Origin of the sequence: Litchfieldella anticariensis FP35 = DSM 16096 (genome assembly GCF_000409775.1) — a bacterium.
Classification (GTDB): Bacteria; Pseudomonadota; Gammaproteobacteria; order Pseudomonadales; family Halomonadaceae; genus Litchfieldella; species Litchfieldella anticariensis.
Window position 1 is genome coordinate 811,058 of sequence record NZ_KE332388.1, and the last position, 21,050, is coordinate 832,107.

Annotated in this window: 21 protein-coding genes; 8 read left to right on the forward strand and 13 right to left on the reverse strand. The window is 59.7% G+C overall.

The features are described from left to right. Nucleotides 1–7: 7 nt before the first annotated feature. From L861_RS24690 to L861_RS10665, 5 genes are all read right to left on the reverse strand, one after another. Complete coding sequence (locus tag L861_RS24690; RefSeq protein WP_016415962.1) at nucleotides 8–172, reverse strand: hypothetical protein; 165 nt, start codon at nucleotides 170–172, stop codon at nucleotides 8–10. Continuing rightward, a complete protein-coding gene (locus tag L861_RS10650) occupies nucleotides 169–1,524 on the reverse strand; it encodes an amidase (protein WP_016415963.1) in 1,356 nt (451 codons plus the stop codon). The genes L861_RS24690 and L861_RS10650 overlap by 4 nt, the downstream gene beginning before the upstream one ends. Then, complete coding sequence (locus L861_RS10655) at nucleotides 1,514–2,935, reverse strand: TRAP transporter large permease (protein ID WP_016415964.1); 1,422 nt, start codon at nucleotides 2,933–2,935, stop codon at nucleotides 1,514–1,516. Before L861_RS10655 ends, L861_RS10650 begins: the two co-directional genes overlap by 11 nt. After that, the gene (locus L861_RS10660; protein WP_016415965.1) at nucleotides 2,932–3,546 is read right to left on the reverse strand and encodes a TRAP transporter small permease subunit; all 615 of its coding nucleotides are present in this window, start codon (nucleotides 3,544–3,546) and stop codon (nucleotides 2,932–2,934) included. Before L861_RS10660 ends, L861_RS10655 begins: the two co-directional genes overlap by 4 nt. Before the next feature lie 142 nt (nucleotides 3,547–3,688). Beyond that, on the reverse strand, nucleotides 3,689–4,840 hold the full coding sequence (locus L861_RS10665; RefSeq protein ID WP_016415966.1) for a TRAP transporter substrate-binding protein: 1,152 nt from the start codon (nucleotides 4,838–4,840) through the stop codon (nucleotides 3,689–3,691). A gap of 326 nt (nucleotides 4,841–5,166) precedes the next feature. On the opposite strand from L861_RS10665, the gene L861_RS10670 reads away from it, so the two are divergent. Beyond that, nucleotides 5,167–6,234 carry a patatin-like phospholipase family protein gene (locus tag L861_RS10670; RefSeq protein WP_016415967.1) on the forward strand — a complete coding sequence of 356 codons (1,068 nt, stop codon included), beginning with the start codon at nucleotides 5,167–5,169 and terminating at the stop codon, nucleotides 6,232–6,234. A 35-nt stretch (nucleotides 6,235–6,269) separates the two neighbouring features. Here L861_RS10670 and L861_RS10675 read toward each other — a convergent pair whose 3' ends face one another. Beyond that, nucleotides 6,270–7,184: a LysR substrate-binding domain-containing protein gene (locus tag L861_RS10675; RefSeq protein ID WP_016415968.1), complete on the reverse strand. Its 915-nt coding sequence runs from the start codon at nucleotides 7,182–7,184 to the stop codon at nucleotides 6,270–6,272. A gap of 151 nt (nucleotides 7,185–7,335) precedes the next feature. Here L861_RS10675 and L861_RS10680 point away from each other — a divergent pair, with 151 nt between their 5' ends. Then, nucleotides 7,336–8,046, forward strand: a complete 711-nt coding sequence (locus tag L861_RS10680; protein ID WP_027948154.1) for an FMN-dependent NADH-azoreductase — start codon at nucleotides 7,336–7,338, stop codon at nucleotides 8,044–8,046. Between the two features lie 130 nt (nucleotides 8,047–8,176). On the opposite strand, the gene L861_RS10685 is transcribed toward L861_RS10680, so the two are convergent. Then, nucleotides 8,177–9,520, reverse strand: a complete 1,344-nt coding sequence (locus L861_RS10685; protein WP_016415970.1) for an ABC transporter substrate-binding protein — start codon at nucleotides 9,518–9,520, stop codon at nucleotides 8,177–8,179. Nucleotides 9,521–9,741: 221 nt separating this feature from the next. Here L861_RS10685 and L861_RS10690 point away from each other — a divergent pair, with 221 nt between their 5' ends. The 4 genes from L861_RS10690 to L861_RS10705 are packed head-to-tail and all read left to right on the forward strand — an operon-like array spanning nucleotide 9,742 to nucleotide 13,533. Further along, nucleotides 9,742–10,581, forward strand: a complete 840-nt coding sequence (locus L861_RS10690; RefSeq protein ID WP_016415971.1) for an ABC transporter ATP-binding protein — start codon at nucleotides 9,742–9,744, stop codon at nucleotides 10,579–10,581. Beyond that, on the forward strand, nucleotides 10,562–11,269 hold the full coding sequence (locus L861_RS10695) for an ABC transporter ATP-binding protein (RefSeq protein ID WP_021029168.1): 708 nt from the start codon (nucleotides 10,562–10,564) through the stop codon (nucleotides 11,267–11,269). Before L861_RS10690 ends, L861_RS10695 begins: the two co-directional genes overlap by 20 nt. Nucleotides 11,270–11,271: 2 nt before the next feature. Beyond that, nucleotides 11,272–12,339: a branched-chain amino acid ABC transporter permease gene (locus L861_RS10700; protein WP_016415973.1), complete on the forward strand. Its 1,068-nt coding sequence runs from the start codon at nucleotides 11,272–11,274 to the stop codon at nucleotides 12,337–12,339. A gap of 3 nt (nucleotides 12,340–12,342) precedes the next feature. After that, on the forward strand, nucleotides 12,343–13,533 hold the full coding sequence (locus L861_RS10705; RefSeq protein WP_016415974.1) for a branched-chain amino acid ABC transporter permease: 1,191 nt from the start codon (nucleotides 12,343–12,345) through the stop codon (nucleotides 13,531–13,533). A gap of 99 nt (nucleotides 13,534–13,632) precedes the next feature. Here L861_RS10705 and L861_RS10710 read toward each other — a convergent pair whose 3' ends face one another. From L861_RS10710 to L861_RS10730, 5 genes are all read right to left on the reverse strand, one after another. Continuing rightward, nucleotides 13,633–13,947 carry an antibiotic biosynthesis monooxygenase family protein gene (locus L861_RS10710; protein ID WP_016415975.1) on the reverse strand — a complete coding sequence of 105 codons (315 nt, stop codon included), beginning with the start codon at nucleotides 13,945–13,947 and terminating at the stop codon, nucleotides 13,633–13,635. 92 nt (nucleotides 13,948–14,039) lie between these two features. Further along, the gene (locus tag L861_RS10715; RefSeq protein ID WP_016415976.1) at nucleotides 14,040–14,780 is read right to left on the reverse strand and encodes a 3-oxoacyl-ACP reductase family protein; all 741 of its coding nucleotides are present in this window, start codon (nucleotides 14,778–14,780) and stop codon (nucleotides 14,040–14,042) included. Between the two features lie 140 nt (nucleotides 14,781–14,920). Further along, entirely contained in the window at nucleotides 14,921–16,042 is a 1,122-nt protein-coding gene (locus L861_RS10720; RefSeq protein ID WP_027948157.1) for an arylamine N-acetyltransferase family protein, read from the reverse strand. Nucleotides 16,043–16,056: 14 nt separating this feature from the next. Beyond that, on the reverse strand, nucleotides 16,057–16,605 hold the full coding sequence (locus L861_RS10725; RefSeq protein WP_016415978.1) for an NADPH-dependent FMN reductase: 549 nt from the start codon (nucleotides 16,603–16,605) through the stop codon (nucleotides 16,057–16,059). A 90-nt stretch (nucleotides 16,606–16,695) separates the two neighbouring features. Beyond that, nucleotides 16,696–17,052, reverse strand: coding sequence for a YciI family protein (locus L861_RS10730; RefSeq protein ID WP_016415979.1), 357 nt, complete (start codon nucleotides 17,050–17,052; stop codon nucleotides 16,696–16,698). 232 nt (nucleotides 17,053–17,284) lie between these two features. On the opposite strand from L861_RS10730, the gene L861_RS10735 reads away from it, so the two are divergent. Then, complete coding sequence (locus tag L861_RS10735; RefSeq protein WP_021029169.1) at nucleotides 17,285–17,893, forward strand: TetR/AcrR family transcriptional regulator; 609 nt, start codon at nucleotides 17,285–17,287, stop codon at nucleotides 17,891–17,893. Between the two features lie 13 nt (nucleotides 17,894–17,906). Here the strand turns inward: L861_RS10735 and L861_RS10740 are convergent, their stop codons facing one another. Next, a complete protein-coding gene (locus tag L861_RS10740; protein ID WP_016415981.1) occupies nucleotides 17,907–18,785 on the reverse strand; it encodes a bifunctional nuclease domain-containing protein in 879 nt (292 codons plus the stop codon). A gap of 185 nt (nucleotides 18,786–18,970) precedes the next feature. On the opposite strand from L861_RS10740, the gene betT reads away from it, so the two are divergent. Further along, the gene (betT, locus tag L861_RS10745; RefSeq protein ID WP_016415982.1) at nucleotides 18,971–21,049 is read left to right on the forward strand and encodes a choline BCCT transporter BetT; all 2,079 of its coding nucleotides are present in this window, start codon (nucleotides 18,971–18,973) and stop codon (nucleotides 21,047–21,049) included. The last annotated feature ends 1 nt before the right edge of the window (nucleotide 21,050 follow it).

Genomic DNA, 21,050 nt, shown 5'->3' on the forward strand with positions numbered 1-21,050 from the left:
GGTCAAGTCAGCGCTCACCGCGAAACAGTTCGCGCCAGAAGTCAAAGGTGGCCAGCAGCACGCAACCGGCCGTGAAGATGATCAGGTCGATATGCGGTACGAAGAGCGGCACCGTGATCAGAAAGGCTATCAGCCCGAGCAGTGCAATGATGGCCAGCACTTTATCTGTCATACGTTTCCCTCCTCGGAAAGCGTGCGCACCAGCCAGCGTGCAGTTCTGAGCAGCCGTGCATCCTGCCCGTGCTGGCCGACCAGTTGCACCCCCAACGGCAATCCGTTCGGCCCAGTCATCAGGGGCAGGCTGATGGCTGGCAAACCGCAGAAGGTCCAGAGACTACAGAAGCTGGGATCGCCGGTGCTCTCCAGTCCCTCGGTCGCCTCACCTGGCGCCGCCGGTGTGACGATGGCGTCGAAACGGTCGAAGATGGGCCCAAGCGCATCGCGCAGCACGCGGCGCATATCGCGTGCTGCCAGATAGTCGGGCGCCCTCATCGCCCGCCCTTCGGCAATTAGCGTACGGAACTTCTCGCTGGTCTCGTTTGGCGTGTGGTCTACATAGTGACCGAGATTGCGCGCCATTTCGGCCGCCATCACGCCTTCTAGCCAACCAGCCCCACGAGCGAATACCTCGGGCAATTCAACCTCGTCGACCTGTTCGCCCAGCGCCTCCACGAGTTCCCCGAAAGCCGTTTGAGTCGTAGCGTCTGCACGTTCCCAGAAGGGGGTCTTGATGAAGGCCAGTGTCGGTGTCACCGGTGGCTCGGCCAACGCTGTGTCGCTAAGGGGCCCCGGATTCTCCTGTGCATCCATATCCTGTTCATCCGGCCCCATCAGCAATTCTGACAACGCCACGTCCTCGATCGTACGCGCGAAGATCCCGATGTGATCGAGGCTAGGAGCCAGTGTCAGTACGCCAGTGCGTGGGATCGCCCCGAAGGTGGGCTTGAAGCCGACCACGCCACAGAACGAGGCCGGTCGGATCACCGAACCATTGGTCTGGCTTCCTAACGCCAGCGGTACCATGCCAGTTGCCACTGCCGCCGCCGAGCCACTCGACGAACCACCAGGTGTCCGTGTCGGATCATGCGGGTTGCATGTCTTGCCCGGGTGATAATAAGCGAATTCGGTGGACACCGTCTTGCCGATAATCACCGCTCCGGCGGCCCTCAGCCGACGGGTTACCGCAGCATCCACGAACGGCCGCTTGCCAGCATCGATAGGCGTGCCGTTACCTGTCGGCATACCCTTGACGTCGATGATGTCCTTGAGTCCCACAGGCACCCCATGCAAAGGCCCAAGAGGCAACCCGCGCCGGCGGCGCCGGTCGCGTTCCTCGGCTTCGGCCATGGCCTTGTCGCGATCGAGGAATTCCCAGGCTTCGACCCGCGGTTCCTCCGCCGCGATGCGCTCGAGAGACGCTGCGACCAACTCAGCCGAGGTGAGCGCGCCCTCGGCAATACGCCAAGCCGCTTCACGCGCTGTCAGTAAGCTGGACTCCGCCGTCGGGATCCGCTTAACGCCCATACACCACCTCCGGCAGCCAGAACACGATTTGAGGTACGTTGTAGAGCACGATCATGGCAAGGAACACCATCGCCAGGAACGGCATGCAGCCACGGAATATCTCGACCAGTTGCACATGTGGTGGCGCAATACCCTTGAGGTAATAGGCCGACATCGCCATGGGGGGCGTCAGGAACGAGGTCTGCAGATTGAGTGCCACTAGAATGCCGAAGAATAGTGGGTCGACGCCGAAATGCGGCAACAGTGGCAAAAAGATCGGTACGAAGATGATGATGATCTCCGACCATTCCAGCGGCCAGCCCAAAAGGAAGATGATGAGCTGCGCCAGGATCAGGAAAGTGAGTGGCGAAATGTCTAGTCCAGTGACGAACTCAGTGATCAGATGCTCACCACCGAGATAGGAGAATACCGAGGAGAAGGTCCACGAGCCGACGAACAGCCAGCAAACCATGGCGGTGGTCTTCATGGTCAGGTAGACCGCCTCGCGCAGCCGCTGCCAAGTCAGCGCACGATAAGCCACCGCTAGCCCCAAGCCGCCGAGTGCCCCCGCCGAGGCCGCCTCGGTTGGTGTAGCCAAGCCGAACAGAATCGACCCCAGTACCGCCATGATCAATACCGCCAGCGGTACGAACGAGGTCAGGATCATCAATATCAGCTTTGCCGTCGGGATATCGCCGACGTCCTCTTCACGTGGTTTCGGTGCCACCGAGGGCTGCAGCAGGGAACGACCGATGATATAGACAAGGTAGAGCCCCGCCAACAGAAAACCGGGGAGCAATGCCCCGGCATATAACCGCACGATCGAAACCCCTGAGGCCGCCGCGTAGACGATCAGCATGATCGAAGGTGGAATCAGGATGCCGAGCGTGCCACCGGCACAGATCACCCCTGAAGCGAAGCCTGTATTGTATCGGGCCTTCAGCATCGCCGGGAACGCCAACAACCCCATCAGCGTGACCACCGCACCGACGATGCCGGTAGCGGTGGCAAACAGGGCACAGGTGATCAGTGCCGCCACCGCCATGGCTCCGGGCAGACGCTTGGCCGCGACGTAAAGCGTCGAGAACAGCCGGTCGACGATGTTGGCACGCTCGACGATATAGCCCATGAACAGGAACAAAGGCACCGCGGTCAACACCTCGTTTGCCATCACCGAGTAGGTCTGGTTGACGAATAGATCGAAGATTCGGTTGTTGAAGAAGCCTCCAATCCAGGTATCGAACAGCTCCCAATTACCGGCACCAGCCTCGACAGCGCGATCGTAATCGCGCCACATGCGCCCCGGATTGAAGTAGGCGAAGTAACCAAAGATGACGCCCAGCGCCATCAGGGTGAAGGCGATCGGGAAACCGAAGAAGATGATGAGGATGAAGATCCCCAGCATCATGATGGCGATCTGAGGATCCGTCATGTGTCATCTCTCCCGTGCACGTATTGCTCCGCCTTATCAATCTTCCCGGAGGCCGCTTGCTTGAGCAGCTTGTCCTCGAGTTCCTCGGCATCCTCTTCGTGACCCAGCCACTCGCCAGTCCTGAGACAGAGGATGCAACGGCAAACCTGGGCAATACCCTGGAGAAAAAGTAACGCTCCCGCCACTACGAGCATGGTCTTGAAATGGAACACCGGTACTCCAGCCGGCGAATTGACGCTTACCTCCATATAACGCCAGGAACGCGCGGCATACTTCGTACCAGCAATCACCAATGCGGTGATTCCGGGGAAGAAGAAGATGAAGTAAAGCACTAACTCGACGGCAGCTTGCGTGCGCGGCTTCCACAGACGATACAGGAAGTCGCCACGCACATGGGCATTGCGCGCCAGCGTGTAGGCGCCACCCACCATGAATAGCGTGCCGTAAAGGATGTAGGACATGTCGAAGGCCCAAGCGGTCGGCGCATTGAAGACATAACGCACCAGTACCTCGTAGCCCATGCCGAACGCCATCAGCAGGATCAGCCAAGCGAACGCTCGGCCGAACCACCCCGTGAGGCGATCGATGAACTGGATGACTTTGGTCAACACGCGGATACACCTGCCCGATAAGCCGGCGTAACAGCCACAAGGCCACTGCGCCGGGGAGTTATGAAAGCTGTCGTGTCATGGCTAGAGCCTTCCACTGTCCATCCCTCGGCACAAGGCCGAGGGATGAGACAGAAGGATGCCTTCAGAGCTTCAGCTTGCCCGGGAAGTAGTGCTCATAAGCCAATGCCAGGTCAGGCTTGTTCATCAACTCGTAGAAGACGACGCGGTCGACCCACTCACGCTGACTGTCGAGGCAGCGTTTCATGAACTCGTCTTCCTCCAGTTGAGGAATCAGCTTGTCCCACGCCTGGAGTTGGGCATCGAGAATCTCCTGCGAGGTGCGGTGCACAGTGACCCCGTGCTCCTCCTGCAAGGTCCGAAGATCCTTCGAATAGTTGTCGAGCGCCGTCGCCGTATTCGACGTCGATGTTGCCTCTACCCCATATTGCAAAATCGCCCGCAGATCCTCGTCGAGGTCGTCGAAGAAGTCCCTGTTGAACAGGAACTCGAACGATTCACTCGCCTGGTGGTAAGAGGAAAGCATGTAGTTCTTGGCCACGTCCTGTGCACCGAAGCGCATGTCGGAAGACGGGTTGTTGAACTCGAAGGCATCGATGACGCCACGCTCCATTGCCGGCACGATCTCGCCGCCCGGCAGTTGCGCGACGCTCATGCCAAGTTCCTGCATGAGGTCGGCCGCAAGCCCTACGGTGCGGTATTTGAGACCTCGAACTTCATCTACCGTCGTGACGGGGTTCTTGAACCAACCGAACGGCTGGGCCGGCATCGGGAAACCATAGAAGCCATAGACATTGAGCCCCAGGATATCCTGAGTCAGTTCGCGGTAGAGCTCCTTGCCACCGCCTTGGTGGAACCAGGCCAGCATGGTGGTAGCGTCACCGCCAAAGACCGGACCAGTACCAAATAGCGATGCTGCCTTGTGCTTGCCATACCAGTACACCGGCACGGTGTGGGCGGCATCGATGATGCCGTCATTGACCGCATCCAGCACTTGGAAGGCCTGGACTACCGCCCCCGCGGGCAACAGGTCGATCTGTAGCCGACCACCGGACATCTGTTGGACGCGCTCGACATATTCGCGAGCGAAGTCCATCCAGATATCACCCGAGGGCCATGAGGTCTGCATCTTGATGACAATCGGGCTCTGCCCCAGAACCGCTGGTGCAGCCAACGTGCTTGCCGCTACACCTCCGGTGGCCAGTAGCCCGCCTTTCAGAAACTGTCGACGAGAGGTCGGCTTGGTATCTATGCTGGCGTCTGTCGTGTTCTTCATTGTTCGTTCTCCATTGCACGCAACGTCATTATCGTTATCGTTTGCGGTCCAATCGCCGCGAGGCCGGCGGGCCACTCACGTCCCTGCAATGCTTCGAAGTATAGTCAAGAACATCGTAATAAAAAGTTCCATCCAGAAACTTCAACGCCCGTATTTCATGATGGAAGTGAAAGAAATGCCCTTTCAAGTATCTGATTTAGCTAGCGCTGCTTGACCCTTAAGTGGCATGGCGTAATTCGTAGATGTCTTATAATTGAGAGATCCTGGACGCATTCGCGGTGAGAGTTACGCTCATCTGGCCGCAACACGACCCAAGAGGCCATCACATGTCATCCAACCACGTATGCAAAAGCGTCGATCTCGCCTTGCAGGGCGGCGGCTCCCATGGCGCCTTCACCTGGGGAGTATTGGACCGACTGCTGGAACATGGACGGGTAGAGATCGGGGGAATCAGCGGCACCAGTGCCGGGGCCATGAATGCCGTGGTATTGGCCACTGGCTGGGCCAAAGGCGGTAGGCAAGAGGCCCGTGATGCACTCCGGGCATTCTGGAACGATGTGGGACGCAGCGGCGAGAGTGGTATACCAGGCGTCAATGCCGCGCAGTTGATCTTCGGCCATTGGGGCCTCTCCTTCATCCCCTGGTACCGGATGCTGGATACTTTCTCCCGTCTTTTTTCTCCCTACCAGACGAACCCTTTCAATATCAATCCCTTGCGCACGCTATTGGAGCGTCATGCGGACTTCGAGCGGCTGCGCCGGTTCGATGAGATCAAGCTGTTCGTGACCGCAACCAATGTCAGCACGGGCGACCCACGCGTGTTCCGCAATCCCGAACTGTCATGCGATGCCGTACTGGCTTCAGCCTGTCTGCCATTGCTGTTCCATGCCGTCGAGATAGACGGTAAAGCCTACTGGGACGGTGGCTACAGCGCCAACCCGTCACTGTTACCGTTGATCAAGGAGAGTCCACCCGGTGACCTGCTGCTGATACAAATCAACCCCGTGGAGAGCCCCGGCATTCCTCGAATGGCTCATGAAATCATCGACCGTATCAATGAAGTCAGCTTCAACAGTAGCTTGCGCCAGGAGCTACAGACCGTGGCTTTGATCAAACGGTTGCTGATCGAGGAAGAAAGCGCCGGCCACCACTATCAAGGGGAACTGTTCCGCAAGATCGATAGCCTGCATCTCCATCGTATCGCGGCCAACAAGGAAATGGATGACTTCGATGCCATTACCCGCTTGAGCACCAGGATGACCTTGATCGAGCGCCTGCATGACATCGGCTATCAAGCGGCGGATCGTTGGCTGAACGAACATTTCGTCGACCTGGGCAAACGCTCGACTATGGACTTAGTCGACGCATGCAGGAATTCCATTGAAGGAAAGTGAACCAAGTCGTGATTCACTGGCAAAATAAATCGTCCCTAACGTGACCGATGCAATTCATGAGTTGCACTCGCAGGAGGATGGGACATGGCGGCGAACTCCTCCCTCAACCACGACTCCACCCGGTCCAGAACAACATTACCGAGACTTCCTTGCTCCCTGAGCAGATGGTATCGCAACCCAGGTAGTACTGGTCCGAAAGGTACATGCAGCACATCGCGCTCGAGTTCCGCCTGAACCAATGTCAGCCCTAGCAGAGCCACGCCTTGGCCAGCAACAGCGGCCTGAATCGCGTGGCTTTCGTCGGTGAAGGCAAGACTATGGCCTAGATCCGCGATAGAGCATCCCGCCTCGTGGCACCACTCCGGCCAAGTCGGTAACCCAAGGCTTGAACGGTACCAGTCGAAGCGGATATGACGCATACCGCTCAAGTCCTCGATACGAGTGAGGTTCAATCGTGGGCTAGCCACCAAAGCGAAGGCATCGGTCGCCAGCTCAGTGACCTTATGCTCCGGGTAAGGGCCAACACCATAGCGAATCGCCAGACAGTCTCCTTGAGACAGATCGATGGTCGCTTCGCTGGCATGGATACGCAGGTCGATATCGGGATGACGTGCATGGAAACCGGCAAGGCGCGGCAACAGCCACTGGCTGGCGAAGGCCGGCGTGCACGAGAGCGTGGCGCTGTTTGGTGTGGCACGCTCGCGCAGTGTTTCCAAGGCGTTGGAAAAGTCATCGAAGCCCCGGCGCAGCACAGGATAGAGGTATTCCGCCGCAGCCGTCGGCACGACCTGGCGCGTCCTGCGCTCGAACAATGGGATGCCGAGCAGGCTTTCCAACTCACGAACCTGGTGGCTGATCGCGGCGGGTGTGACCGCCAGTTCTTCGGCAGCCTGTTTGAAGCTGCGATGTCGTGCAGCGGCTTCGAAGGCTCGCAGTTGCGAAAGAGGCATCAAACGCCGACTCATGGCACCACCATGGACAAAATTAACTTGTTCATCTGCTGAGAATATATCGTTTGTCAGTCGCTTGTCATCGGATCGATCCTATCGTCGACTTCACCAAATGAATGAATTTAACTTGATGGAAACCAAGGAGATCACGATGACCACCCTGCTGCATATCGATGCCAGCGCCCGTCCAGGGCGTTCCGGCGCCCAGCCCCATGGCTCCCACTCACGGCGCTTGACCGCCCACTTCGTCGAGCACTGGCAGCGGGCTCGTCCCGATGACCGAATTCTCTATCGCGACGTCGGGCAACATCCACCTCGTCCCGTCACTGGCGAGTGGATTCATGCCGCTTTCACCAAACCGGAGGAACGTGAGCTCTGGATGCACGAGGCACTGGCCGAGAGCGAGGCCTTGGTCGATGAATTACTGGAAGTGGATGTGATCGTGGCGGGGGTACCGATGTACAACTTCGGTGTGCCGGCCGGATTCAAGGCCTATATCGACAATATCGTGCGCGTCGGGCGCACCTTCGGATTCGACCGTTCACGCCAAGGCGTGCCCTACTGGCCACTGCTAACCGATATGGGCAAGCGTCTGGTGGTGCTCAGTGCCCGGGGCGACTTCGGTTATGAGCCCGGGCATCGCATCGGTCATATCAACCATGTCGAACCCCATATCCGCACGGTCTTCGGCTATTTGGGCATCGACGACATGCACAGTGTCGCCGTCGAATACGACGAATTCGCCGATGAGCGCCTGCTGGCTTCCTTGAACCAAGCTGAGCAGCGCATCGAAACCCTGGTGGAAGAACTGACGAGCCGTCTGATCGCTGAACACAAGGTGACAAGCCCAGCGCACTGCTGAAAGACTTCAGGTCGCCCTACTATCAAAACATAGATCCCTTGCGTGGCAGATGGCTCACGACATTGGACCAACCAGTCCGGGCGGGACAAGCCCGCCCGGACTGGTTGATAACAGCCTTCCAGGCGCGGGCTCACTCTTCAGGAATGTCCTCCGGCGACTGGATCTGCACGTCCTCGATGCCACCATCGGTGTACTTCCAGATGGCGATGGGGGTGATCACGTCGCCGTTGTCGTCGAAGTCCGCTGGCCCGGCGGCGCCGGTGTAAGCGACATCCTCACCGTTCATGATCGCCTTGATTCCAGCAGCAATGCTCTCCGGATCACCGGCGACGATCTCCGTGCCGGGCGGGTTGGCAACGTCACGAAGACGGTCGCGGAGCACCGGCCCGGTGATGGCCTCGACGCTGTCGTGCCCATCGGCGATGGCCTTGACCGTCGCCAGGCCGATCAGCACGGCGGCGTCATAGGCCGACTCGGTGAATGGCGGAATGCGATCGTGACCATAGGCTTCGCGAAATGCATCGGCGAAATTGCTGAAACCGGGGATGCTCGGATCCTGGCCAGGCGCAGTGCCAATGAGACCCTCCAGATCCGCGCCACCCACCGCACTGATGACTTCCTGCGAACGGTTGCCATCGACGAACTGCCAGTTGGTCTGGCCGAAGATATCGCGAGCCTCCTGGAGAAAGGTGGCACTATGCCCGGGATAGCTCGCGGCGAACAGCAACTCGGGCTCGCCCTGGAACGCCTGTGCAAGCTGCGAGGTGTAGGTGGGCTGCGGTTCCTCGGGATGCGGAACCTGCGCGTTGACCGTGCCGCCACGAGCCTGGAAGGACCGTGCGAAAGCGTTGGACAACCCCTGACCATAAGGATTGTTGATGAAGATCGTCGAGGCGCTATCCACCTTGTAATCCTCGAAGATCTCTCCGCGGGCGAGTTGAGCGGCGACCACTCCCTGCAAGGCATCGGAAGCGGTGGTGCGGAACAGCATGTCTGCGTCACGATCCTCTGGCAGGACCGAGATCAACGGCGAGGTGGAGCCATTGGAAATCTGCAACACCTCCGACGGGATCGTCACCGACGTGGCGACCGCCACGGTCACGCCGCTCGACCAGCCCCCGATGATGGCGGGTACGCCTTGGACCTCGACGAGTTGACGCGCCGCCTCGATCGCCGGCGTGGGAAGCGTGTTGGTGTCTTCACTCAGATGCTCGGCGATGACGGGACCGCCAAGAGCCTCCTCCGCAGCGGCATTGATATGCTCGACGCCAAGGGCTGCACCGTCGCGATAGAACTCGCCAAACTCTGCACCGGCACCGGTGAAGGGGGCGATCTGGCCGATCGTGATCGCCGGTGGACTATCCTGGGCACTTGCACTACCCGTCACGAGTGCTGCACTCAAGGTGAATACGCCGAGGGCGGCTGGCACCAGCGCGAGACCACGCCGAGAGCCAGGCTGTCGTGTATTTTTCATTGGTTCTCCCTCCTGCGTCTGTCAGTTGCCTACAGGGCTTTCACACGCGGGGACCATCTTGAAATACGGTACATCCTCCAGGGTGTGGAAATGCCCTAAAAGGAGTGTAGACGCCAGGCACTCGACCATCGCCCCAATGCCGGTAACCGCGTTTCGACACGCTGCCCCCATGTTGCTATGTTCAAAAATAGTGGTGCATGTCCGCCTCTTCAGGAGATGGCATGACGAGGGAAACCGAAGAAAGTGGGGGCCCCCATGGCAAGACGTCACGATCCGATGACGCAGTCCTCCTCAAGGTGCAGGGCCTCGTACGAGATTTCGACAGCCTACGGGCGCTCGACGGAGCGGACCTGGAGGTCCACTCGGATACCATTACTGGCTTGATCGGTCCTAACGGTGCCGGCAAGACCACGCTGTTCAACGTCGTTACCGGCTTCCATCTCGCCCAGGGCGGGCGTGTTACCCTCAACGGGCAAGACATCACCAACCTGCCGCCCCATCGCATCTTTCGCCATGGCCTGTGCCGTACCTTCCAGATTCCACGCGAGCACCAGAGCCTGTCAGTGCTGGAGAATCTCATGCTGGTACCCATCGGTCAGCAGGGAGAGGGGCTGTTCAACGCCTGGCTACGCCCCGGCGCAGTACGACGTCAGGAACTGGCAAACCGCAAGAAGGCGCTGGAAGTGCTCGAATTCGTCGATCTTTCCCACGTCCGCGATGAGTACGCCCGCAACCTCTCCGGCGGTCAGAAGAAACTTCTCGAGCTAGCGCGCACGCTAATGACCGATCCTACGCTCGTTCTACTCGACGAGCCTGGTGCCGGTGTGAACCCCACCCTGATGCACCGCCTCACTGACAACATCCGTTATCTCAATCGTGAGCGTGGGATCACGTTTCTGGTCATCGAGCACGACATGGACATGATCATGTCCTTGTGCGACCCCGTAGTGGTGATGAGCGAAGGGCGGCAACTGATGACAGGTTCACCGGAGGAGGTACGTCGCGACCCACGAGTCCTGGAAGCCTATCTCGGAGGCCAATATGCCACTGTTGAAGGCTGAGGGCATTACTGCCGGATACGGCGACACCGACATCCTGCACGACGTGCACCTGGAGGTGAACGACGGCGAGATCGTATCGCTGATCGGCCCCAACGGCGCCGGCAAGTCCACACTGATGAAAGCGGTGTTCGGGCTAATCCACCCACGTCAGGGATCGATCCGTTTTCGGGACAAGGAGATCGCTGGACGCTCTCCCTACGATATCGTCAAGGAAGGCATGTGCTACGTGCCTCAGGTTGCCAATGTCTTCGTTCAGCTCACCGCGGAAGAGAATCTCGAGATGGGCGGATATCTCCTTGACGAGCGGTTATTGCCTGAGCGCAAGGAGCGGGTCTACGAACTGTTTCCCAAGCTGCGTGAGCGCCGGCACCAGCGCGTCGGCAAGATGTCAGGGGGTGAGCGTCAGATGGTTGCCATAGGTAGTGCGCTGATGCTCGAACCAGAGCTGCTGCTGCTCGACGAACCTTCCGCCGGGCTGTCGCCGAAGCTCGTCGATGAGATCTTCGACAACATTCACCACATCAACGAGACAGGGCTTGCGGTGCTGATGGTCGAACAGAACGCACGGAAATCGCTGGCGATGGCCACGCGCGGCTATGTGCTCGCCAGCGGACAGAACCGGGTGGACGGTACGGGGCAAGCGTTGCTCGACGATCCCGAGGTGGGTCGACTGTATCTAGGGGGCTGAGGATGGACATAAGCCAAGAACCTGATCGCGCACCGGTCAAGCGCGACAAGCGTCTCGGCGAACGGGTGCGCGATGTGGTGCAGACGCGCGCCTTCCTGCTTGTCTCGATCGCCGTGGTGTTCGTGGCGCTGCTTGTACTCGCCCGATTCCAAGGGGTAAGCGGCGAGCGGCTGCTGTCGCTTGCGGCCTGGGGGATCATGCTCGGCGGTATCATCGGCCTGGGTAGCATCGGCCTGACGCTGGTCTATGGGGTGCTCAAGTTCCCCAATTTCTCGCACGGTGCGCTCGTCACCCTGGGCGCCTATTTCACCTTCGCCTTTCTCGCCTGGCTGCCGCAGAGCGAACCGCTTCGTCCCCTGTCGTTCGGCTGGGAATTCCCGGTCGCACTGGTGCTCTCCATGCCGCTGGTGGGACTCGTGGCGGTGGCCGTCGACCGCGCCGTCTACCGCCGCTTGCGCCGCCAGAACGCCCATCTCGTGCTGTTCGCGATGGCGTCGCTGGCAATGGCATTCTTTCTGCGCAGCATCATCTATATCGCCTGGGGGCCGGACTTCCATTTCTATTTCCCCGGGCGCGCTAATCCCGCCCTGGAACTGCCGTTGAACATCCGCGTGCGTGCCGATCAACTCTTTATCCTGGTGCTGGCCCTGATGCTCATGCTCGGCGTATATGTGCTGCTCGAGCGTACGCGCATCGGCAAGGCCATGCGTGCGACGGCAGACAACCCGGAGCTGGCCCAGGTACGTGGAATCAATACCGAGCGGGTGATCGCCTGGACGTGGCTACTCGGCGGGGCGCTTGCCGCCGCCGGCGGGACCATGTACGGCCTTTCCTCACAGTTGCGTCCCGAAATGGGCTTCTGGCTGCTGCTGCCCATGTTCGCTGCCGCTATCATGGGCGGTATCGGCAACCCATACGGGGCACTAGCGGGCGCACTGATCATCGGCATCACGCATCAGGTGTCCACCGCCTTCCTGGACCCGACCTACGGGCCGGCCGTGGCCTTCGTACTGATGGTGATCGTGCTGCTGGTACGCCCGCAGGGCCTGTTCGGGCGCGGAGGAGGCTAAGCGATGGAAACGCTGATCCTGATCAAAAGCGTATTGCTGATCATCCCGATCGTGCTGCTGTTGTTATTGTTGCTGCCCGCACGCCGCTGGCGCCTGCCGATGGCAGTGGTCGCCGGTGTGGTATTGGCCTTCGCGTTGAGCGCATCACTACCCAGCGGCATTCTCGCCTACTCCGTCTCGTTCGCCATCATGGGCTGCGTCTATGCGCTGCTGACGCTCGGATTGAATATCCAGTGGGGTTACACCGGTCATCTGAACTTCGGCGTCGCCGGTTTCTTCGCGGTCGGGGCCTTCACCTCCGCACTGATGACCGTCGAGGCCCCCACCGGCATCGCCGCGCAGTACACCCAGATGGCGTTCGGCCTAGGCTTGCCGTTCCTGGTCGGGGTCGCCGCTGCAGCGCTGGTGTCCGCCGTGGTGGCGTTTCTGGTGGCCGTTCCCGTGTTGCGGTTGCGCATGGACTTCCTCGCCATCGCTACCATCGGTGTGGCGGAGATCATCCGGCTGATCTTCCAGAACGAGCGCTGGCTGGCCAATGGGCCACAACCGCTGCGGGGCATTCCTCAACCGCTGCGCTGCCTGGTTGAAACGCAGGGTTGTGGCTGGCTGCCGCCATGGACGACAACGGTGCTGGAACCGCTTACACCGCGCGATTACCCTCTATTCTACCTGACGATCATCTCGCTGTTCGTCGCCGGTGCCTACCTGCTCATGGAACGGGCCTGCCGCTCGCCGTGGGGGCGGATGCTGCGAGCTGTGCGCGATGAGGAGGCCTCGGCAGCGATGAACGGCAAGCCCATTACCTACGTGCGCATCCAGTCGTTCGTTGTTGGCGCCGTGATCATGGGCATCGCCGGTGCGCTATATGCCCACTACACGGTAACCATCGATTACAGCCACTTCCACGCCCTGTTCGCCACCTTCCTGGTGTGGGTGATGCTGATGCTCGGCGGCAGCGGCAACAACCGTGGTGCCATCATCGGCGGCTTCATCGTGTGGGGCGTGTGGAGTGGTACCGCCTTCCTCGCCAACGCCATCGAGCCGCTGCTCGCGCTGATCGCCGACGATCTGCCGCGGCGTGCGGCCTACTTCCGCTGGTTGCTGGTGGCCCTGCTATTGGCGGCGATCGTGCTGTTCCGGCCCCAAGGATTGATCCGCGAGGAGAAGCGCGTGTCCCGTTACCTGCGGGAATGACGTCTGCTCCCAAGCTACGCTTCAATGCCGCTCCTCCGACTGCCTGAATACCAAGACGAAGCGACAGATGAAGCGAGAGAACGGCCACTGGGCCCAGTTTCAAATACCGTAATCCCGCTCGACCCGACTGATACGGGTCTTGAACGTCGCATACCAGCGCTCGCGTCCCAGTCGTTGTGCCTCGCGGTGTTCGACATGCGCTTTCCACTGCCGGATCGCCTCGAGGCTCTCCCAGTAGGAGACGGTAATGCCCACTTCCTCGCGTGCCGATTCAACACCCAGGAAGCCAGGTTGCTGGCTGGCAAGTTCCACCATTCGTGCCGCCATGGCCTGATAGTCCGACTCGTCGAGATCGTTACGCACCGAGGTAAAGATCACGGCATAGTACGGGGGCTTCGGGGTGTGGGCGATCATGCATGACTCCTGTCAGGGCCTTGGCGAGAATATGGTTGCCGGAGCCAAGACCAGGGCCCTCTGGCCCCGGTCTGTGCATGATCGAGCGAGGATCAGGCATTGGCTCCGCCATCGATGGTGAACTCGGCCCCGGTCATCGACCTTCCCTCGGGGCCTGCCAGCCAGGTCACGAGACCTGCCACATCGTCGGCATGATTATAGCGCGGGATGGCCATCACACCGCGCTGCATATCGGCCAGTTCCCCATTGGCGGGATTCATGTCCGTATCGGTCGAGCCCGGATGCACGATATTGACGTTGATGCCTCGTGGCCCAAGGTCTCGAGCCAGCCCTTTGGTGAAGCCGATCAACCCTGCCTTGCTCATCGAATACAGACTGATACCCGGCCACGGTACGCGCCCAGCCAGATTGCTCCCGATGGTGATGATGCGACCACCCTCGCCCATGTGACGCGCCGCCGCCTTGGCGGCCACAACCGACGCTCGCAAGTTGATCTCGAGAGTACGATCAATATCCTCCAGGCCCAGCTCGGAGATGTCTCCGATCAGGAAGACTCCGGCATTATTGACCAGGATATCGAGGCCATCATAAGCGGCAACCGTCTTATCGATTGCCGCCTCGACTGCCTTGGCATCCCGGTTATCGGCATGAATCGCTAGTGCCTGCCCTCCCGATGCCTTGATCTCGGTTACCACCTCTTGCGCCTTGGCTTCGGAGTTCACGAACGTCAGGGCCACCTTAGCCCCCTCCGATGCCAGCCGACGGGCGATAGCCGCCCCAATGCCTCGGCTTCCTCCTGTCACCAACGCCACCTTTCCTTTCAGCGATGTCATGGGCCCTCCTGATTTATGTGCTAATCGACACAAAAAGGCTAGGCAATCGCTGAGCAGCTCGTCAAGGAATTTTTAATTGATCAGCACAAAAACAGGCAAGAGTGCGAGAGCCCAATCCTTGAGCTCCCGCATCAGTAGCGTCAGGTAACAGAGGCAGCCCGCTCGATCACCGGCCACCAAGCGGGCTCCACGGGTAGCCCGAAGGTCTCTCGCAGCACCTGTTCGAGCTCATTGGCAGCGAGTGAGCGTTTTTCCACGTCACCCTCCGGGGTGCGTACAGTCAGTCGTCCATCCGACAACGTATAACGGGCTTCAGGGGTCGTTCGTGCGACACTCAGATTGGTGAGGAAGTGGGATGAAGGATGCGTCGCCGTATACCAGTTGGGCAACTCGTAATCCACATCGAGCTGCGGCTCTAGCGACAGTTCATAAAGTGAATTCCACTCTTCGCCAAGCTGCGCCTGAACCAGTAGTCCATCGCCGAAAGGGATGACCCGATACGTCTCGTGGCGAGTCGGCTGGGCAGCGGTAGTGTCCATCGCTAACGGGGCCGTCGGTACACAGCCGCCAAAACCGACGTCGGCCAACCAGGGCTGACCGTCCACGGTGACTCGCAACGCCATATGAGTGCGCGGTCGTGGTGATGAACCCGCCGGTGCCATCCAGTGGACACGGGCGACCAGTCCTTCTACCTCGAACCCCATCGCCGTCAGCACACGCTTGAACAGGCTATTGTGCTCGAAGCAGTAACCGCCGCGCCGCCTTGCAATCAACTTGGCATCGACCGCGGCCGGCGAGATATCGATGCCACGCCTCATGAGAACATCCAGGTTCTCGAACACGATAGCCGCCGGATGCAATTCCTGCAGTGCCCGCAGCGTCTCCAGCGTCGGCGCTCGCTCTCCGTGATAGCCGATTCGTGCGCAATAGGCATCGAGGTCGACCAAGGAGCGCCGATCCTTTCCTTCCAGTGCTGTCACGATCTGTCCTACGGCCTGGGGCGCGAAGGTATCGAGAAAGCGAACACTCGGGTTTTGCTGCGCAAAGCCTTGACGGAGACGCTCGCTAAGGGGCCCGACCAATCCACGACCGAAAGCGATCAGATCGAACTGTGCGGCATCGAATCGTTCGGTCGCACTCTCCGCCTCTGTCGTGCCTTGTACCGCGACACCCAACTCTGCGAGTTCCCGCGTCACCGTCTCGAGGACCTCGGGCATACGCCCGAGGACCAGGACACGGCTCCCTTCCAGTTGATTTGACACACGTTCGACTCCCTTCATGCCACCACCTCCGAGTAGCTCCGGTGGGTACGCGCCTCACGCAGCGCCTGTGCCCACCAGCCGAGACGCGCGAGCAGGACCGTCATTCCACGCTGCGCGCGAGCCGGATGTTTGAGATCGCCCTGAGCATCGAAATGCTCCCAGACATTCGGAAAGCTCACGCCGTCGCGAGTGCCAACGGCATGCAGTTCGGCGAACACGGTGCGCAAGTGCTCCACGGCTCGCAGGCCACCGGAAGCCCCTCCATAGGAGACAAAAGCGACGGGCTTCGCCTGCCATTCGGCATTGACGGCATCGATAAGCCCCTTGAGCGCTGCCGGGTAGGAATGGTTGTACTCAGGGGTCACCACGATAAAGGCATCGGCCTCTCCGATCCGTCTTCTGAGCGATTCCCCCTTGGCGCTTTCGTCGAGTGGATCGATGACATCCAGGTCAAATTCTTCACTTGTGCGAACCTGTTCCACGACCCATCCACCAACGGTATCGCAGAAACGCCCCTCACGTACGCTGCCGTAGATCACTGCAAGCTTGATCTTTCCATGCATCTGTCACGTCCTCTTGCTGGGTTTTACGGGTAAGCCCAGTTATAAGACCTCAAGTAAAGTTGAGGTCAAGAGTGTGAAGCAAAGATCGTTTTACTGGAGATCGTGATCGCTGATCGGACGCACCTCGACGCACCCCAAACGCCCTGGTGGAATATGGGAAGCGATGCGAATCGCTTCGTTCAGATCCCGAGCCTCGATCAAGTAGAACCCACCCAATTGCTCTTTCGTTTCGGCGAACGGTCCATCGGTGACGAACGCACCGCCATTCTGGGTCCGTACGGTAGCGGCGGACGCCACTGAGCCGAGGCGCGCCGAGGCGATCAGTTGGCCATTGGCACGCAGCCGCTCACAATGCTCCAGGCATTCGTTGACCACTATCTCGACTTCATGGGGAGGCATGGCATTCACTTTCTGCTCGTCGGTGTAGATCAGACACAAGTATTTCATGATGGGCTCCCGGTATCGCAACGGCCATGTTCATCATCTGGTCGTTCGGTGAACGCTAAAATCGACACAGATGATGCCCATTCACAGCGGATACCCAAGCGCGATACTGAAGACCGCCGCGACAACGAGCGAAGCCAGCATGGCAATATCCAGCAGCATCTAGGGTGATGGCTGGCTTCAGCGTGAACATTGATTTATTTTTATATCATTCGTAACAGAAAAGGCTCTTGGTATGGCGACACGCGGAAGACCCCGCAACTTCGACAGGAAAGACGCCCTGCGCCGGGCGATGGAGGTATTCTGGACACAAGGGTTCGATAACGCCTCCATGACGGATCTTACTCGGGCCATGCAGATCAACTCCCCCAGCCTGTATGCCGCATTCGGTAGCAAGGAAGCGTTGTTCAAGGAAGCCGTGGACCTCTATGTTCGTACGGAAGGCAATGGCATTTGGGACCAGGTGGATACGGTACCCACGGCACGTGAAGCCATCGAGCATGTATTACGGGCCTCCGCAAGGGCCTATACGCGCGGGTCGGAATCCCGGGGGTGCTTGATAGTACTGGCCGCACCACAGATGCAGGGAGCGAATGCGACAGTCTGCGACGAGTTGAAGAAGCGTCGCGCTAACAACGTTCACGTTTTGGAGCGCCGTCTGCAACGTGCAGTCGAGGAAGGCGAACTGTCACCTGGCACGGACTGTCGGGCCATCGCAACCTACTTCGCTACCGTGCAGCACGGCATGTCCATCCAGGCACGCGATGGCGCATCACGCCAGACATTGATGAGCATCGCTGACTGTGCCATGGCAACATGGGACAAGTTGGTTCAGCCCCCTTGAATAGGCAAGCCCCTTACGTTTCGACTCCCGGCTCCTCTTGCCGGGGTTGGGGCTGAGCGCGAGGGCTGGGTGATGGCACCTTGGTCGACAGTTCAAGCTCGTGCTCTTCGCCGGCCTGCCAGTAACGAAGATGTGCGTCCTCGCCTTCGGGAGTATCGCGCACGAGTTCAAGGAAGATCATCGGCGTCCCCGGCGTGCGGCCATTCACTTCAAACAACAAGGCTCCGGGTTCCATTCCTGCATCCACGGCAGGACCTCTCACATCGCTGACCAGCACACCATCCTGATCCGGCAGTTCGAGTGCATCGCGAAGGTCATCGGTGGCCGGCGCCACCGTGATTCCCAAGGCGGTGACCACTTGCTCCTCCAGCCCCTCGTACTCGATTTGCCGTGCTGCCTCCAATACCTGCGGCGCGACGTGGATGGAGGCACCGGCCTTCAGAGCCAACGCAATCGCATCGCTTGGCCGGCTATCGATGCGAATCGGCGTGTCGTCCCCCTTCCGTCGCAGTTCGAGCATGCCTAGAAACACATTGTCGACGATGGCGTCGACGTAGACCCGCTCCAGACGCACCTCAGCCCCAGCAAGTACATCGCCCAAAAGCTCATGCGTCATGGGACGACGCGGCTGATCGCCGCGCAGCCCACGAATGATGGCTTGAGCTTCGGTGATACCAATGAAAATGGGGATCACTTCACGCGCCCCCGGCTCCCGTAACAAGACGACGGGAGGGCCCGCCGGCCCCGCGATGGCGACGGTCGCGATTTCGACTTCGACCATGTCATCAATATCGGCGGCAAGTTCCCGCCCAACAGCCACATGCAACCACGCGAGCAGAGTAAGCCCGATGACTGCTGGCACGGTAATACGCGCGATAGCTGATATTGACATGGGCAGCCTTCATGACCGACGAGCGGTCGCATGCGTGGCAATAATCAGCATGGCACCGTTACCGGTCAGGCGCCATTGACAATCTGGACAGGTACGGCATTACGCCTCTATACCACAAGGGTAGAGAGCAAACGGTAGAGGCTAGATCCCACAGAATTCCCGGCCCATTCCAGAAGGAGCTTGGCATGGCGAACGAGCCCACCAATTCGCAGACTCCTCTCGCTCCCCGGCGAGATCGTATCAATCCTGTGGTCTTCTATGGTTCGGCCATCGGCATCGTGGCCTTCGCGTTGTGGACCATGATCTTCACCGAACCAGCCAGCGCCGTGATCAACACCGTGCTGGCCTGGATCTCCGACAGCTTCGGTTGGTTCTACTTCGTTGCGGTGGTGCTCTATCTGGTCTTCGTCATCGCTATCGGCCTGTCGCGCTTTGGCAAACTTCGGCTGGGACCGGCACACTCCACCCCCGACTTCAACGCGATCACGTGGGCTGCCATGTTGTTCTCCGCGGGGATCGGCATCGACCTACTGTTCTTCTGCGTCGCCGAGCCAGTCACCCAGTTCCTGGCTCCACCAACGGGGTCTGCCGGCAGCGAGGCGGCCGCACGCCATGCCATGGAGCTGACCTTCCTGCACTGGGGACTATCCGGTTGGGGGATCTATACCTTGGTGGGCATGTCACTGGCCTTCTTCAGCTACCGCCATGGCCTGCCGCTGACCATCCGCTCCGCCCTCTATCCTATCTTCGGAAAACGCATCCAGGGCGCTATCGGCCATACCGTCGATATCGCCGCCGTACTGGGCACGGTTTTCGGCATCGCCACCAGTCTCGGCATTGGCATCATCCAGCTCAATTTCGGCCTCGACTACATGTTCGGTATACCGGAGAGCACCGCCACCCAAGCGGCACTGGCCGTCATGATCGTTGTCTTTTCCGCCATTTCTGCGGTAACCGGGGTCGACAAGGGCATTCGTCGACTCTCCGAATTCAACATGCTGCTGGCGCTGCTGCTGATGCTGTTCGTGCTGTTCAGCGGCAAGACCCTGTTCCTGCTCAACGCACTGGTGATGAACGTTGGCGATTACCTGGCTCATTTCGTCAACTTGTCGTTCAATACCTATGCCTTCGACCCGCCCACCGACTGGCTCAATGCCTGGACGGTGTTCTTCTGGGCCTGGTGGATTGCCTGGGGCCCCTTCGTTGGCTTGTTCCTGGCACGCATTTCCCGAGGACGCACCATCCGGCAGTTCGTAGCCGGCACCCTGATCCTGCCACTGTCTTTCATGATGGCATGGATGTCGATCATGGGAAACAGCGCCATCGACCTGGTGATGAACGACACCGGCGTCATGGATTTCGGCCAACAAGCCATGAACAACCCAGGCTCCGCCATCTACTTGTTCCTGCAGAGCTACCCGTGGGTCGGGCTGACCACCGTGGTAACGACCATCCTCGCCATCGTGTTCTTCGTTACCTCCGGTGATTCCGGTTCGCTGGTGCTATCCAACCTGACCTCGGTACTCACCGACCCCAATCATGACGCTCCCTCCTGGATGCGTATCCTGTGGGCCGGGATCATCGGTGTGCTGACCTTGGCCCTGCTGATGGCCGGCGGTCTCGGCGCCCTGCAGAGTATGGTGGTGGTCATGGGCCTGCCCTTCGCTTTCGTTCTCCTGCTGATGATGCTCGGCCTGTTCAAGGCACTGAAGGTGGAGGGGCTCAAGGAAGACAGCCTGCGCGGCAGCATGGCCGGCCACCTGTCCGGTCGCACCATGCCTGGCGAAGGCGTTGCCCACAACTGGCGCCAGCGTCTGACTCGAGCCGTAAGTTTCCCCAATCATGATCAGGCTCGCCGCTTCCTGAGCGAAGAGGCCAAGCCGGCCATGGAGGATATTCGCGAGGTACTGTCCGAAAAAGGATTTCCCGTGGAGATCGTCGAAGGCAGCGGCAAGGACGAACACTTGGCACTGAATGTGAACCTGGGCGTCGAGCAGGACTTCACCTACCAGATCTGGCCCCACCAATGCGCCATGCCCGCCTTTTCCATCCGCGCCACCCGTGCCGGCACCCATTACTATCGTTTGCAGGTACATATTGGTGAGGGGGGGCAGGGATACGACGTCTACGGTTACACCAAGGAACAGTTGATTGCCGACATTCTCGACCAGTACGAACGGCACCTGTTCTTCTTGCATACCCAGCGGGAACTGCCCGGTGGCGAAGCCATCATGCCGGACACACCCTCCACGGCTGGGCGCTAGA